The sequence below is a fragment of the Conyzicola sp. genome, from assembly GCF_057073975.1.
Genome location: NZ_JBXMIS010000064.1, coordinates 13,734 through 27,781 on the forward strand (window position 1 = coordinate 13,734; position 14,048 = coordinate 27,781).

15 protein-coding genes are annotated in these 14,048 nt (G+C 67.6%); all 15 read right to left on the reverse strand.

All coding sequences use genetic code 11. The annotated features are described in order from the left end of the window. Positions 1–34 precede the first annotated feature (34 nt). On the reverse strand, positions 35–1,168 hold the full coding sequence (locus AC14A7_RS05890; protein ID WP_484007159.1) for a D-alanine--D-alanine ligase family protein: 1,134 nt from the start codon (positions 1,166–1,168) through the stop codon (positions 35–37). Between the two features lie 9 nt (positions 1,169–1,177). After that, a complete protein-coding gene (locus AC14A7_RS05895) occupies positions 1,178–2,740 on the reverse strand; it encodes a Mur ligase family protein (RefSeq protein ID WP_484007161.1) in 1,563 nt (520 codons plus the stop codon). Next, a complete protein-coding gene (locus AC14A7_RS05900; RefSeq protein WP_484007163.1) occupies positions 2,737–3,471 on the reverse strand; it encodes an alpha/beta fold hydrolase in 735 nt (244 codons plus the stop codon). Before AC14A7_RS05900 ends, AC14A7_RS05895 begins: the two co-directional genes overlap by 4 nt. Positions 3,472–3,476: 5 nt before the next feature. Further along, a complete protein-coding gene (locus AC14A7_RS05905) occupies positions 3,477–4,496 on the reverse strand; it encodes an NAD(P)H-dependent glycerol-3-phosphate dehydrogenase (RefSeq protein ID WP_484007165.1) in 1,020 nt (339 codons plus the stop codon). 131 nt (positions 4,497–4,627) lie between these two features. Then, the gene (locus AC14A7_RS05910) at positions 4,628–5,377 is read right to left on the reverse strand and encodes a lysophospholipid acyltransferase family protein (RefSeq protein ID WP_484007167.1); all 750 of its coding nucleotides are present in this window, start codon (positions 5,375–5,377) and stop codon (positions 4,628–4,630) included. Positions 5,378–5,385: 8 nt separating this feature from the next. Beyond that, a complete protein-coding gene (gene murA, locus AC14A7_RS05915; RefSeq protein WP_484007169.1) occupies positions 5,386–6,750 on the reverse strand; it encodes a UDP-N-acetylglucosamine 1-carboxyvinyltransferase in 1,365 nt (454 codons plus the stop codon). A 67-nt stretch (positions 6,751–6,817) separates the two neighbouring features. Continuing rightward, entirely contained in the window at positions 6,818–7,429 is a 612-nt protein-coding gene (leuD, locus tag AC14A7_RS05920; protein WP_484007171.1) for a 3-isopropylmalate dehydratase small subunit, read from the reverse strand. Continuing rightward, complete coding sequence (gene leuC, locus AC14A7_RS05925; protein ID WP_484007173.1) at positions 7,429–8,898, reverse strand: 3-isopropylmalate dehydratase large subunit; 1,470 nt, start codon at positions 8,896–8,898, stop codon at positions 7,429–7,431. Before leuC ends, leuD begins: the two co-directional genes overlap by 1 nt. A 165-nt stretch (positions 8,899–9,063) precedes the next feature. Then, on the reverse strand, positions 9,064–9,825 hold the full coding sequence (locus tag AC14A7_RS05930) for a hypothetical protein (RefSeq protein WP_484007175.1): 762 nt from the start codon (positions 9,823–9,825) through the stop codon (positions 9,064–9,066). Between the two features lie 89 nt (positions 9,826–9,914). Further along, positions 9,915–10,520, reverse strand: a complete 606-nt coding sequence (locus AC14A7_RS05935; RefSeq protein WP_484007177.1) for an FHA domain-containing protein — start codon at positions 10,518–10,520, stop codon at positions 9,915–9,917. A gap of 78 nt (positions 10,521–10,598) precedes the next feature. Beyond that, positions 10,599–11,171: a hypothetical protein gene (locus tag AC14A7_RS05940; protein WP_484007179.1), complete on the reverse strand. Its 573-nt coding sequence runs from the start codon at positions 11,169–11,171 to the stop codon at positions 10,599–10,601. After that, positions 11,168–11,656 (reverse strand): hypothetical protein, encoded by a 489-nt coding sequence (locus AC14A7_RS05945; RefSeq protein ID WP_484007181.1) that lies wholly within the window; start codon positions 11,654–11,656, stop codon positions 11,168–11,170. The genes AC14A7_RS05940 and AC14A7_RS05945 overlap by 4 nt, the downstream gene beginning before the upstream one ends. A 127-nt stretch (positions 11,657–11,783) precedes the next feature. Continuing rightward, complete coding sequence (locus AC14A7_RS05950) at positions 11,784–12,368, reverse strand: hypothetical protein (RefSeq protein ID WP_484007183.1); 585 nt, start codon at positions 12,366–12,368, stop codon at positions 11,784–11,786. Next, entirely contained in the window at positions 12,362–13,609 is a 1,248-nt protein-coding gene (locus tag AC14A7_RS05955) for a hypothetical protein (protein WP_484007185.1), read from the reverse strand. The genes AC14A7_RS05950 and AC14A7_RS05955 overlap by 7 nt, the downstream gene beginning before the upstream one ends. 10 nt (positions 13,610–13,619) lie before the next feature. Further along, a complete protein-coding gene (locus AC14A7_RS05960; protein ID WP_484007187.1) occupies positions 13,620–13,910 on the reverse strand; it encodes a WXG100 family type VII secretion target in 291 nt (96 codons plus the stop codon). Positions 13,911–14,048 lie beyond the last annotated feature (138 nt).

Genomic DNA, 14,048 nt, shown 5'->3' on the forward strand with positions numbered 1-14,048 from the left:
CGATGGTGCCGCGAGGCGGCACGGCACACAAGAGCTAGCCGCGCGGCCCGTCGAGGCCGACGAGCTTGCCAGCGATGCCGCCGGCCGCGCGCAGCGCAGCGCCAGAGCCGAAGCCGCCAGCCGGCAGCACGAAGCGCTTGTCGCGGGCTTCGACAAGAGCGTCGGTGAGCGCGGTCGCCGCTGGCACCGTCGGCGCCCAGAGGTAGAGCGAGAGCGCGCCCGGGATCGAGTTGACCTCGTTGACGAACAGCTCGCCGGTGGCCTCGTCGAGCAGCAGGTCGACGCGCACGATGCCGGTGAGACCGGTCACCTCGGCGACGCGGCGGGCCAGGTCGCCCGCGAGCGTCGCGACCGGGCCGGGAACATCGGCGGGAAACTCGCGCGGTGCCGCGCTGAGCCCTGCGGTGCCAGAGCCGCCGGAGAGGTACTTCTCTGCATAGGAGTAGAGCCCGGTGCCCGACGCGCTGCGCACAGGCTTCTCGAGCGCCGTGACCTCGAGACTCGGGTGGGTGCGGAACGAGATGTTGAGGTCGACGAGCTCTGGGCGGTAGGGCTCGAGCACGGCGCCGGCACGCAGGTGCGCGCTCGCCTTGGCGACGGCGCGTGCGGCGTCCCAGTCCTCGACGATCTCGATGCCGATGGAGGATCCGCCGAAGCGCGGCTTGACGATGTACGGGCCGTCGAACGATGGCGCGGTCGTCTGCGACAGCAGCTCGCGCGTGAGGGACGGCACGCCAGAGGCGAGCATGAGGCCGCCGAAGGCGAGCTTGTCCATGCCGACAGCACCGGCGAAGAGCGAGGACCCCGTGGCCGGGATGCCGAGAAGGGAGAACAGCGCGGCCGCGCCGCCACCCTCGCCGACGCCGCCGTGCAGGCACAGGAGAACGGCTGCGACATCCAGCGCCTTCTTGCCCTTGAGGTACAGTCCCGAGTCGCCCGACAGCCGCACCTCGATGGGCACGGACCTTTTGGGCACACCGTCGAGGAAGTCGATCGCCTCAGAGCCGCTCGGCACCTGGAACCACTCGCCCGACGGAGCCCAGTAGATCGGAACCACCGCGGCGCCGCTCTCGGTGAGCACGCGCTCTGCCTGTAGTCCGGTGAGGATCGAGATCTCGTGCTCAGGCGACGGCCCGCCGAAAAGGACGGCCCAGGGGGCGTTGCTCATGGAAGTCCCTTACGGGTAGTGATCGGGCAGGTCGTTCTCATAGAGGATAACGCCTCGTCCTGCGGCCTGATCGAGAGCGGCGGCCACGGCCGGCCCGCGACGCGAGAATAACCGCGGCGGGTGCGCCCCCTCGGCTGCGCCCTCGACGAGGGCTGCGCGGTTGGTGCGGCCGATGACGAAGAGGTGCCCGCCGACCGCGGCGACCTGCGCACCGAGCGCGCGGTTGCGATCGCGCTGCACCCGGCCGAGCTCGACCATGCCCGGTGTGACGACCACGAGCTCTCCCCCGCGCTCGGCTGCCAGCGCGGCGGCCCCCTCGACAGCGCGGGCAGCACCGACGGGGTTGGAGTTGTAGGTGTCGTCGACGACGAGCACGCCACTTGCCGCCTCCTGCACCTCTGCGCGGTGCGGCGAGTCGGGCAGGGCGCTCAGGCGCGAGGCGATGGATGCGAGCGGCACGTCGAGCGCGACGGCGATTCCGACGGCGACAGCCACATTCACCGCGTGGCCGACGCCGGAGATCGAGACCGGCGCGGTCTCGCCACCGACGCGCACCGTTCCGTCGGCGACGATGACATCCGCCCCCTCGGTGTCGGCGACGGTTGAGACGCGGATGACGCGCTTGCCCTGGCTGGCGCACACCTCGGCGAGGCCGTAGAGCAGCGGGTCGTCGATCGGCAGCACGACCGTGGCGGCCTTCTCTGTGATCTCCGACTTGGCCTTGAAGATGACCTCGCGCGAGCCCATGCGGGCAAGGTGCGCCTCGCCGATCGTGGTGATCGCCGCGATGTCGGGCGGGAAGGTCTCAGAGAGCTCGCGGATCTCGCCCTGGCCGTAGACACCCATCTCTGCAACGAAGATCTCGGTGCCGGGCACCACCCGCTCGTTCACCGCGCGCGAGAGCCCCATGAGGTTGTTGAAGGATGCCGGAGAGGCAACCGTGGAGTAGCTGCCCGACAGCACGTGGGCGACGTAGCCCTTCGTCGAGGTCTTGCCGTAGGAGCCGGTGATCGCGACGATGCGCGGGCCCACCTGCGAGAGCCGCTTGCGCGCACTCACGAGGTACTTGTGCGAGAGGCGCTTCTCGATGGGGGCGAGGATCGCGAGCGCGAGATCCATGACGAGCGGGGCGAGCAGGAACGCGAGCGCGATGCCCGAAGCACCCAGCAAAGTGGTGAGCAGCGCCGCGATACCGAGGAACAGCACGGCCCAGACCGCGAGAGTGTGCTTGAGCCGCGTCGTCCACGCGAGCGCGCTGCTGCGCCCGCGGATGCCGAGGCCGAACGGAAGGAACACGACGATGGCGAGGGCCGCGACCGCTGCCCACGGCATCCAGTCAGGAAGCCTGCTGCCGATGAGCCCGCCGACGACCGGCGTGAGGGAGACCGCGAGCAGAACCACGGCAACGATCGCCGCGGCGAGGTTGAGGCCGCGCACCCGCAGCCAGAGCCCGGCGAGAATGGTCACCCATGGCGCGATGTAGTGCTCGCGCTGCGCGACCCGCAGCCAGCGCAGAGTGGTGGGCACGAGCGCGAGGGCACCGATGACGAGTGCGATCAGCAGGGGGGTCATCGGGTCTCCTCGATCAGGTAGAGCAGCTCTTCGCGTACGGCGTCGGCGACGGCGCCCTCGAGCAGGTGGCCTCCGCCCTCGACCACGCGAAAGCTCGCCTCGTCGATCAGCCCGCTCGCATCGCGACCGAGCGGCATCGGCGCCTCTGTGTCGTTCTCGCCCCACACCATGCGCACCGGAACGCGGATGGCGGCAAGGTCGGTCTCGTATGTCTCGTTGACGGTGCGCACCATCACGCCGCGCATGATGCCGCTCGAGTTCACGTAGTCGCGGGAGCCGTGCTTCTGGCGCTGCTTCTCGAGTGCCGACTCTGGAAGGATGCCGCGCGTGACGAGCGCCCGCACGATGCGGTACTGCAGCTTCGGCTTCGATGTCGCGGGAGGGCGCAGCAGCGGCACGCCCGTCAGCACGAGGCCGCGCACGAGCTCGGGGTGGCGGGCCGCGAGCCGCACGGCGACGCGTCCGCCGAAGGAGTGGCCGAGGATGACGACGGGGCCGAACGGCGCGATGGCCTCGGCCACCAGCTCTGCGTAGTCCTCGGTGCCCCAGGCCGTCGGCGGCTCGTCCGTCGAGCCGAAGCCCGGAAGGTGCGGAGCGACGGCATCGAGGCCGGCGACGATGGCAGAGAAGTCTGCCCCGCTGCGGGCCCAGCCGTGCAGGGCGACGACGACGGGAGGGGTCGAGCCGGTCTTGTCGGCGAGGAGGCGGCCGTCGGCAAGGGAGGTGAGCATGCCGACTACTCCCCCTGTGGCATCGGGTCGGTCGTGAGGTGCGGCGCGAGGAACCGGGGCTCGAGGGTGCCGGCGAGCACCTCTGCCACCTGGCTGACGATCGGCATCTCGACGCCCTTGGCGAGGGCGAGCTCGAGGATGGGGGCGACGCTCGAGAGACCCTCGGCCGTCTGGCTCATCTGCTTCACGACCTCGGAGAAGGTGTAGCCCTGGCCGAGCAGGCGACCCGCGGTGTTGTTGCGCGACAGGCTCGACTCGCAGGTGGCGATGAGGTCGCCGAGGCCGGCGAGGCCGGCGAGCGTCTCTGCACGCCCGCCGTAGGCGACCGCGAACTCCGTCATCTCGACGAGACCGCGCGTGATGATGGATGCCTTGGTGTTCTCGCCGTAGCCGACGCCATCCACGATTCCGATCGCGACGGCGATGAGGTTCTTGAGCACTCCGCCGAACTCGGTGCCGATCACGTCGGTGTTCACGTAGCTGCGGAAGTAGGGGTTGGTCGCGGTGAGGGCGACCTTCGTCGCCGTCTCGAGGTTGTCGGAGGCGATGACGGCCGCGGTCGGCTGCTCCTTGGCGATCTCGAGCGCGAGGTTGGGGCCAGAGGCCACGGCGATGCGCGACGGGCCGACACCGAGCTCCTGCTCGATGACCTCGCTCATGCGAAAGCGGGTGCCCTTCTCCACGCCCTTCATGAGGGAGACGACGACGGCATCCTGCGGGATGAGCTCCCGCACGATGCGCAGGTTCTCTCGCAGCGACTGCGCTGGCACCGAGAGGTAGACCTGCTGGGCGCCCTCGAGCACCTCCGGCAGCAGCGACGACGCCCACAGGGTGCGCGGAAGGTTGATGCCGGGCAGGTAGTCGCTGTTTCGCTTCGACTGCGAGATCTCGCGGGCCAGCTCCGGTCGCCGTGCCCAGAGGGCAACGCTCGCACCGCCATCGGCGAGGATCTTCGCGAACGTGGTTCCCCACGATCCGGCGCCGAGGACGGCGACACGAACGGGGGTCTCGAGAGGCTCAACCACGCGCCAGCCTTCCTGCGCCCGCGACCCTCGCGAAGCACCGCACCCATTCTGCCATTGCGGGCCCGTGGCACGGCCGCGAGCCCGCGCTCGGCACCAATCCCCCTGCCGACAATGAGCGCTGGCCGGCTGCCCTAGGGGCGACCGAACTCGGTCTGGTTGTGCTGCGCCGGGTCCCAGCGCTCGAGCGGTGGCGTCTCGCCGCGCAGGTCGGCGACGAGGGCCGTGATCGCAGCCATGAGCTTGTCTGTCGCGAGGCCGATCGTCTGCGCGTCGAGGGCCTTGCCCTCGAACTCGCTGAGGTCGAGCGGCTCGCCGAAGCGGATGGTGATGTGCTGGCGCGGTATCAGTCGCGGAAACCGCGCATACGGTGCGAGAAAGCGCTCCGTGCCCCAGTGCGCAGCCGGAATGAGCGGGATGCCCGCGCTCAGTGCCAGCCGCACCGCACCGGTCTTGCCGCGCATGGGCCAGAGGCCCGGGTCACGCGTGAGGGTGCCCTCCGGGTAGACGATCACGCCGGATCCCCGCTCTGCCACCACGGCGGCGGTCGACAGGGGGTTGTCGCGGCTCGTGCCCGCGCGCTCCACCGGGATCTGCCCCGTGATGCGCAGCAGCCCCTTGACGACGGGAACACGGAAGAGCGACGCCTTGCCGAGGAAGTGCGGCGTGCGGCCGGCCCGAAAGACGCCGATGCCCATGACGATGGGATCGATGTTGCTCGTGTGGTTCGGCGAGATCACGAACGCCCCGTCGCGCGGCACGTTGTGCGAGCCCTCGCGAGTGATGCCGACGAGCAGCCACATCAGCGGGATGACGGTGAACTGGAGGATGCGCCAGATCGGCTTGCTCTCGCGCCGCAGCAGTGGGACGCGCCTGTCTGACACGGAGGCCCTCAGCCCGCGTAGTCGAAGTCCGCGCCCAGCAGTCGCAGCTTGTCGATGAAGTGCTCGTAGCCGCGGCTGATGATGCCGACGTTGCTGATGGTCGACTCGCCCTCCGCCGTGAGTGCCGCGATGAGGTAGCTGAAGCCGCCGCGCAGGTCGGGCACGCGAACGTCGGCGCCGTGCAGCTTGGTCGGCCCGGTGATGACGGCCGCCTGCTCCAGCGGACGACGCGGAACCCGGCGCGTGACCGACTCGAGGCCGTCTTTGTGCACGGTGATGTCTGCGCCCATCTCGATGAGGGCATCCGTGAATCCGAACCGGTTCTCGTAGACGGTCTCATGCACGACGGAGACCCCGTCGGCCTGGGTGAGGGCGATGACCAGCGGCTGCTGCCAGTCGGTCATGAAGCCGGGGTGCACGTCGGTCTCGACGACGACGGGCTTGAGCTCGCCTCCGCGGTAGAACCGGATTCCGTCTTCGTGGATGTCGAAGGCCCCGCCCGCCTTGCGGAAGATGTTGAGGAAGGTCATGAGCTCCTGCTGCTTCGCGCCGCCGACGAAGATATCGCCATCGGTCGCGAGTGCTGCAGACGCCCAGCTGGCTGCCTCGTTGCGGTCGAACAGCGCGCGGTGGTTGTAGCCGTGCAGCTTCTCGACGCCCTCGATGAAGATGACGCGGTTGGGCTCGACCGAGATGATCGCGCCCATCTTCTGCAGGATCGCGATGAGGTCCATGATCTCTGGCTCGATCGCCGCGTTCTTCAACTCTGTGACGCCCTCGGCGAGCACCGCGGTCAGCAGCACCTGCTCCGTCGCCCCGACGCTCGGGTAGGGAAGGTCGATGAGCGCACCCTTGAGGCCGTTGGGCGCCGTCAGGCGGATTCCCTCGTAGCTCTTGTCGACGATCGCACCGAAGGCGCGCAGCGCATCCATGTGGAAGTCGATGGGGCGGTCGCCGATGCGGCAGCCGCCGAGGTCGGGGATGAGAGCCTCGCCGAGCCGGTGCAGCAGCGGCCCGCAGAACAGGATCGGGATGCGGCTGGAGCCCGCGAGCGCGTCGATCTGGGCGAAATGCGCCTTCTCCACGTTCGTCGGATCGAGCAGCAGCTCGCCCGGCGCCACCTCCGTCACCGAGACGCCGTAGGCCTCGAGCATGCCCGTGACAACGCCGACATCGCTGATGTTCGGCACATCGCGCAGCGTCGACGGAGTGTCGGCGAGCAGTGCCGCAACCATCGCCTTGGTAGCGAGGTTCTTGGCCCCGCGCACCTCGATGCGACCGTGCAGCGGCTTGCCGCCGCGAATCAGGATGCTGTCGGAGGTCATTCCGACCCTCTTGCCTGCCTTGTGGGCGTCGGTGACGAGAGAATTCATTCAATCCGCCTAACTGGGGGAACTGTTCGTGCAGTGAAAGCGTGGCGCCGGGGGTGGGCGCTTCTGCTTAACGAGCGGGGAGAGTCTTCGGGCGCCAGTTCTCCCGGCGAGCCTCGAACTCCGTTATTGCGGCCTCATCGCGGAGGGTGAGGCCGATGTCGTCCAGCCCCTCGAGGAGGCGCCACCGAGTGTAGTCGTCGATCTCGAAAGTAAGACTCAGAGTACCCGCGGTCACTGTTCTGGCAACCAGATCGACCGAGATCTCTATCCCCGGCTCCTGCTCGCTGAGAGCCCAGAGCTGTTCGATGCCCTCCTCGGCGACCTGGGCCGCGAGCAGCCCCTGCTTGCCGGAATTGCCGCGGAAGATGTCGCCGAAGCGCGGGCTGAGCACGGCGACGAAGCCGTAGTCGCGCAGCGCCCAGACCGCGTGCTCCCGGCTCGAGCCGGTGCCGAAGTCGGGGCCGGCGACGAGGATGCGCGAGCCGGTGCCCTCTGCCGCCGCGAACGGCGCCTGGTTGAGCACGAACTCCGGATCCTGGCGCCACTGGTAGAACAGCGCGTCGTCGAACCCGGTCTTCGTCACGCGCTTGAGGAACGGCGCGGGGATGATCTGGTCGGTGTCGATGTTGGACCGCTGGATCGGCACGCCGATGCCGGTGACTGTCGAGATCTTGTCCATCAGACGGCCGCCTCTTCTGCTCGGTGTGCGGGTTCTTTCGTGCCGTCGGCGACGCTGAGGTCCCACGGGCTCGAGAGCGTTCCGCGGATCGCGGTCGCGGCCGCGACGAGCGGCGACACGAGGTGCGTGCGCCCGCCCTTGCCCTGGCGGCCCTCGAAGTTGCGGTTGCTCGTCGAGGCGCAGCGCTCACCGGGGGCCAGCTGGTCTGGGTTCATGCCGAGGCACATCGAGCAGCCGGCGAAGCGCCACTCCGCACCGAACTCCGTGACGATCTTGTCGATGCCCTCTGCCTCTGCCTCGATGCGAACGCGGGCAGAGCCGGGCACGACCATGACGCGAACGCCCTCTGCCTTCTTCTGTCCCTTGATGATGCTCGCGAAGGCGCGCAGGTCTTCGATGCGCGAGTTGGTGCACGAGCCCATGAAGACCGCGTCGACCGGGATCTCCTTGAGCGGGGTTCCCGCCGCCAGGTCCATGTACTCGAGGGCGCGTTCTGCCGCGGCGCGCTCGTTGGGATCGACGATCGTCGACGGGTCTGGCACGGAGTCGCTCAGCGATGCGCCCTGGCCGGGGTTGGTGCCCCACGTGACGAAGGGCTCCAACTCGTTCGCGTCGAGGAAGACCTCGGCGTCGAAGACCGCGCCCTCGTCGGTTGGCAGGGTGTTCCAGTAGGCGACCGCGTCATCCCAGTCCTGCCCCTGCGGCGCGTGCGCGCGGCCCTTGAGGTAGTCGTAGGTCGTCTGGTCTGGGGCGACCATGCCGGCGCGCGCGCCCGCCTCGATCGACATGTTGCAGATGGTCATGCGGCCGTCCATCGATAGCGCACGGATGGCACTGCCGCGGTACTCGAGCACGTAGCCCTGGCCGCCGCCGGTTCCGATCTTCGCGATGACGGCGAGGATGATGTCCTTGGCCGTCACCCCGGGGCGCAGCTCGCCCTCGACGGTGATCGCCATCGTCTTGAACGGCTTGAGCGGAAGGGTCTGCGTGGCGAGCACGTGCTCGACCTCGCTGGTGCCGATGCCGAAGGCCATGGCGCCGAACGCGCCGTGCGTCGAGGTGTGGGAGTCGCCGCACACGACGGTGATGCCCGGCATGGTGAGGCCGAGCTGCGGGCCGACGACGTGCACGATGCCCTGCTCGATGTCGCCGAGCGAGTGGAGGCGCACGCCGAACTCCGCCGCGTTGTTGCGCAGCGTCTGGATCTGCGTGCGGCTCGTCAGGTCGGCGATCGGCTTGTCGATGTCGAGCGTCGGGGTGTTGTGGTCCTCCGTCGCGATCGTCAGGTCGAGGCGGCGCACGGGGCGCCCGGCGAGACGGAGGCCGTCGAAGGCCTGCGGGCTCGTGACCTCGTGGACGAGGTGGAGGTCGATGTAGATGAGGTCGGGATTGCCGTCCTCGCCTTTGACGACGAGGTGGTCGTCCCACACCTTCTCTGCCAGGGTGCGCGGTCGTGCTTGTTCGTTCATATAGATCAGCTGTCTCCTATGGAAGGTTGCCGGCCGTTACCGTCGAACACGACGAACTCCGCGACGAGGGAGGCCTGAGACTAGGACTCGTCGCGGCAGCTAAGAAGAAGCTGGGCGCACAGCATCCAATAAATCTAGCATCGCCGCCCGCATCAGCGCGCGCAGCTACCGCTCGAAGACATTCTCTGCCATGTGACGGGTGTATCCCCACGGACCGAAGCCATACCAGTTGGTGGCGAGCCAGACCCCGTCTCTCAGGAAGTGGGACTCGCCCTTGACCTCGCCGTCGACCCTCGCCTCGACGAAGTAGCGCACTCCTCCCATGTCGTTCTGCTGCCCGAAGCCGAGCGCGATGAGCCGCGCGGCGATGGCGGCAGACTCCTCTGGCGTGACCTCGCTGGCAACCGTGAGCACCGCATCCTGCGTTCCACCCGTTGGGTCGAGCCAGTAGCAGCGAAGGGAGGGCCGCCCGGTGAGCATCGCGATCAGCTCCGGATCCGACGATCCCGCCGGGGCTTCGCGAGCGCCCGTCCAGGCCATGTTGATAAACATCGACTCGCGCTCGAACTCTCTGATCATCGCCTGCCCGTAGAGTCCGGAGCAGTCGTCGGGCAGCACCGAGGGCGGCGGCGGCGCCTCCTCGGTTGCGGAAGGCGACGGGGATGGTGCTTCGTAGACGCGAGGGGTAGTCGGCAACAACCCGTTCCCCATGTCGAAGGGCCGCACCACGGCCGCGATCAACGTCGCGCCGACGACAAGCAGCCCTCCGCCGAGCGCCAGCGGAAGCACCCGGAACCGCGGCGCAGGCGGCGGCGCCGTGGCGGCAGTAACGACCGGGTCATCGAAGTCGGCTACCCAATCGAAGAGGTCGCTCTTCTGCCTCGGCTCGTGGCCGCGCGAGCCGTCGTGTGCATGACGGTGTGCCATGCTCCAACGCTAGGGAGGCAGAGATCGTGCTTCTAGGCGCTTGACAAATTGTCAGCGCGAAGTCGCGAGATGGCGTGGGGCGCCTGCGCTCAGCCCTGCTCGGCCTGGATGACGAACTCGCCGAGCTCGATGTCGCTGCCGGGCGGCACCGCGGTGCGCTCCATCGGGGCCGCGTGCACGTCATCCACGCCGTCTGCGGTGACGAAGACGCCGTTCGTGGAGTTGAGGTCGGTCACCCAGAGGCGACCATCGATGACCTCGACGACGGCGTGGGTCTTCGACACGGACTTCGTGGTGTCGGCAACGGCGAGCAGGTCACCGGCGATATCGCCATCGGTGCGGATGGGATTGCGGCCGATGAAGGTGGCGGTCGTCACCGTGGCGGAGCTTCCGTCGGGCAACGTGAGCCGCCATGACGGAGCCAGCTCGCCGCGCGGCGGCACGATGCGTGTCTCGTCGTTGTCGACGGCGGGCGCTGCCGAAGCAGTAGCAACCGGCGCGACCGGCGGCGTAGTGAACGGGATGCCCTGCGGGGCGGGTGGCGTGATGATCACTGGCTCACGCGGCGGGATGATGCGCCGAGTCGCCGAGTCACCGCCCTGCGTCGCGGTGCTTGGCTCGTCCTGCACCTCGCGCGGCGGAGGCAGCAACCCGGGAGGAGGGGTGATGAGGAAGGGGTTGTTCCCGTCCGACATTCAAGCCTCCAGCCTGTTTCCTAGGTGAGCAATGCTAACCCAGCCGTCGACGCACCGTGATACGCGTCTGACCCAGACCTAGACTTCGATGCGGACCGTTCGCGCCAACTCTGTCAGCAGCGGCTGCACCCGGTCGAAGCCCACCAGATCGGTCGTCGCCGTCATAAGGCGAACCATGCCGCCGGGAACGGCGAAGACGAAGTCGATGCGAGCGACAAGCCCATCGAGCTCTTTCTTGTTGTGGAACCGGAAGACCCGGACACCGGACACCCCCGTGTCGGAGATGAACGGCTCAACGTAGGGCTTCTCGACAGCCGACTCATCCAGAGCTCCGGCGAACTCCTCCACTCCCATCGAACCGAGCATCTCTGAGGGCACAATCGCCATGTCGACGACATAGATGCGGCCGTCCCATGCCTCCACCGCCACATAGGCGCGGCTGGCCATTCGCTGTTCTCTCGTCAAGGCCACCGACTCGAGGTACTCGACGGCGAGCGCCCGATGCTCTGCCGATGGCTCGCCGAGTCGTTCGGCCACGAAGGCGACGAGCTCGTTCGCCCAATCGGCGGCGGTAGCCCATCGGCCTGCGACCGGAAAGTCTTCCGGAACGCCGACCCACGGTGCCTGGTGATCGATGAAGATCTCGCTCATGCTGTTGCCTCGTCCCCGTCAACGAAACGTACTGTGCTGACAAGGGTGTCGAAGAGGAATTCCAGCGTTTCGACCAGCGCCGCACCCTCGTCCGTCTCGAGACGCATGATGGTGCCGACGAACATCATCAGTCGCGGCGACTCACCGGGAGACCAGACGAGATAGGTCACCCGGCGGGTGGCGGGTGCCTCGAAAACGCCCTGCGCATCCACTCGTTCTGGTATCTCTGCGAATTGGCGTATTGCCGGCTCACCGCCAACGGACGTCATCTGCGATGTTGCAGACCGCATGGAGAATGAGGTGAGCGCCTCCATCCGTGGGGCTGAGGCCGAGCCTGCAGGAATCGGCGCCTGAGCGACGACGATCGAAAGCGGAACGGCTGCCCCGTCGACCGTGTCCCCGGGAAAGAGCAGGTCTTGGCCGCCGTTGTCGACGGCCTGCGCTACCGCAGCAGTGAGTTGCTGAACAATGAACCGCTCTGCCATCGCCCGTTTCTCTGGGGGCAGCGACCGTGCGGCACTTCGGGCAAATGCTGCGCTAGCTTCGCCAGCCTTCTCATCTATCGGGATGTGCACCCAGCCCGGCGGGCGCACCATCAGATACTCGACTCGATCAACCACGCTGAACTGCCTTTCGCGCTGGACGCCGTGACGCCCTACCTGGCCTGGCGCGTCGAGCTCTCAGCGCGATCAGGAATGCCACAAGGGAGATTGCAGCCCCTACAGCGGCAGCGTAGACGCCGAGGATATATGGATCGAGCGGCGAATCCGGCTCGTTGTAGTACCGGGAGGTGGCGTTGATCCCCAGAGCAAAGAACACGCCAAGCGATGCTAGGAAGCCCGGGGTCGTCCTCCATCCGACTATCTTGACGCTCGAAGAGGCGAACGTCAGCCTCGGCACAGCCGTCACGGCGACGACGACAGCCAGATAGACCAGACCAGTGACGAGGAAGTACCACGCAGGAATGGTCGTCAGGAAGTGGCCGAACCAAAAGTCGGGGCCGCGAGTGTCTCCTCCGGGGACGCGCGGTCGCGGCGGTGCCGACCCGTTGACGTACACGTACAGCATCTGATTGCCCACGACCCCCAGCGGCCCGAACAGCAGGAACTGGAACAAGTTGGCCGTGGATACCAGCATCACCCCGATGGCGAGCCTCTGAATACGCGGGCGGTCTGCCCACGCGATCGCGCTTACCACGAATCGGGCTGTGGCACGAAGAAGTCACCGAGAACGGCGTCGGCGATGGGGTCGACGATGGGGTCGATGAGGTACTCCTGAGCAAACGGCATGAACACATCGCCAAGGGGCGAGCCTTCGAGTGCGAACTTCCACATCTGCGCGTCGATCTTCGCTGCCGCACTACCGGCGTCGCCGCCAACCGTCAGAGCCATATTGCGCAGCATGTTCATCTGAGCGAGATCATCGGCCCCGCCGGTCAAAAGCTTCTGCAGCGCGTTCGGCGCGGCGAGGTTGGCCTGCGACCTCAACCAGGCGGCGGCATAGTCGACCGTGTAGCCGTCGATACCCTGAGCCGCCTTACTCGCCATCAACGTCGCGGATGCCGCTTCGTGCGCAACCGTCACCGCCGGCTTGATGAGCTTGCCGATGCCGAACGGAATGACGGCGAGGGCAATCTCCAGAAGCGCGTCCTGAACCGATTTCGTTCCGGCCGAGACCTGACACGCTGCGATCACCACCGTCGCGATGGCAATGGCGATTCCGATTGCAGCGACGATCAGGTTGAGGCCCGGAATGAACAGGGCGACCACGACAAGCACGGCGCCGACGACGCCAACCCAGAACATGATGGTGTCGATGGTGGAGCCGTGCTCCTCCCAGAACTGCACCCAGGCGGAGTCGTTGATACCGCTCGCATCCCCGGTCTCCTGGATGGCGTCTGCTGCCGCGCGGGCGGCGGCGTGCATGGTCGCGAGCACCGTCTGTAGCTGCGCGTACTGGCTGTCCAACTTCGTGCGGGCCTCGGCCGCATCGTCGGCATAGCGGTCGATCTTCTTCTGGATGGCTGGCTGCTCGGTCGCGTCGGCATCCCGGTATTCCTGCTCGTAGTGACGCTGCCACTTCATGGCGTACGCCAGCTCGTCATCGAGCGTTCGCGCGGTCATGAGCAGGTTGTAGGAGTCCTGTCGAGCCGTGCGGAGCGGCCCGATGTAGCTCTCGACCGCGTCGGCGAAACCGGTGTACTTCTTCTCGGCTTTCTTGATGCGACCGATGACCTCCTCCGCCTGTTCAGCGAAGGCGTCGACGAACTCGCTTTGCGATGAGTAGTCGTTCACAATGGCCGTGAGCCTCGTTGCGCCGTTCTGAATGTGGTCGGCGATCGTGCGGTACTTGGCCACCTGCGTGGTGAGCACGCCGGGATCTCCGGGAACCGGATCGCTGTAGACCTCGAGTGCAGACCAGTCGTAGTTGCGGGACAACGGACGTCTCCTAGATGCTGTCGGCTAGCGCTTGGTCGACTGCATCGATGTTCTCCGCAGCGTTGTTCAGGTGACCCGCTAGCTTGTCGACCTGCTCGACCAGCTCTCCACGATGCTGGTTCCAGCTGGTGGCGAACTTGCGAACGGCGTTGGCGAGCGTGTCGTCACCAACTGCCGATGCGGTCGTCTCTACCTCACCACTGGCATCCTCGAGATCGAGGCGAATCTTCGAGAGAGTGACAGACGCTTCGCGCAATTCGTCGGTGTCGACTTTGAGATCAGCCACGGGGTTCCGTTCCATTGAGGGTTAGGGAGGGAGACAGGCGCGGGGGGGGGGGGGGGGGGGGGGGGGGGGGGGGGGGGGGGGGGGGGGGGGGGGGGGGGGGGGGGGGGGGGGGGGGGGGGGGGGGGGGGGGGGGGGGGGGGGGGGGGGGGGGGG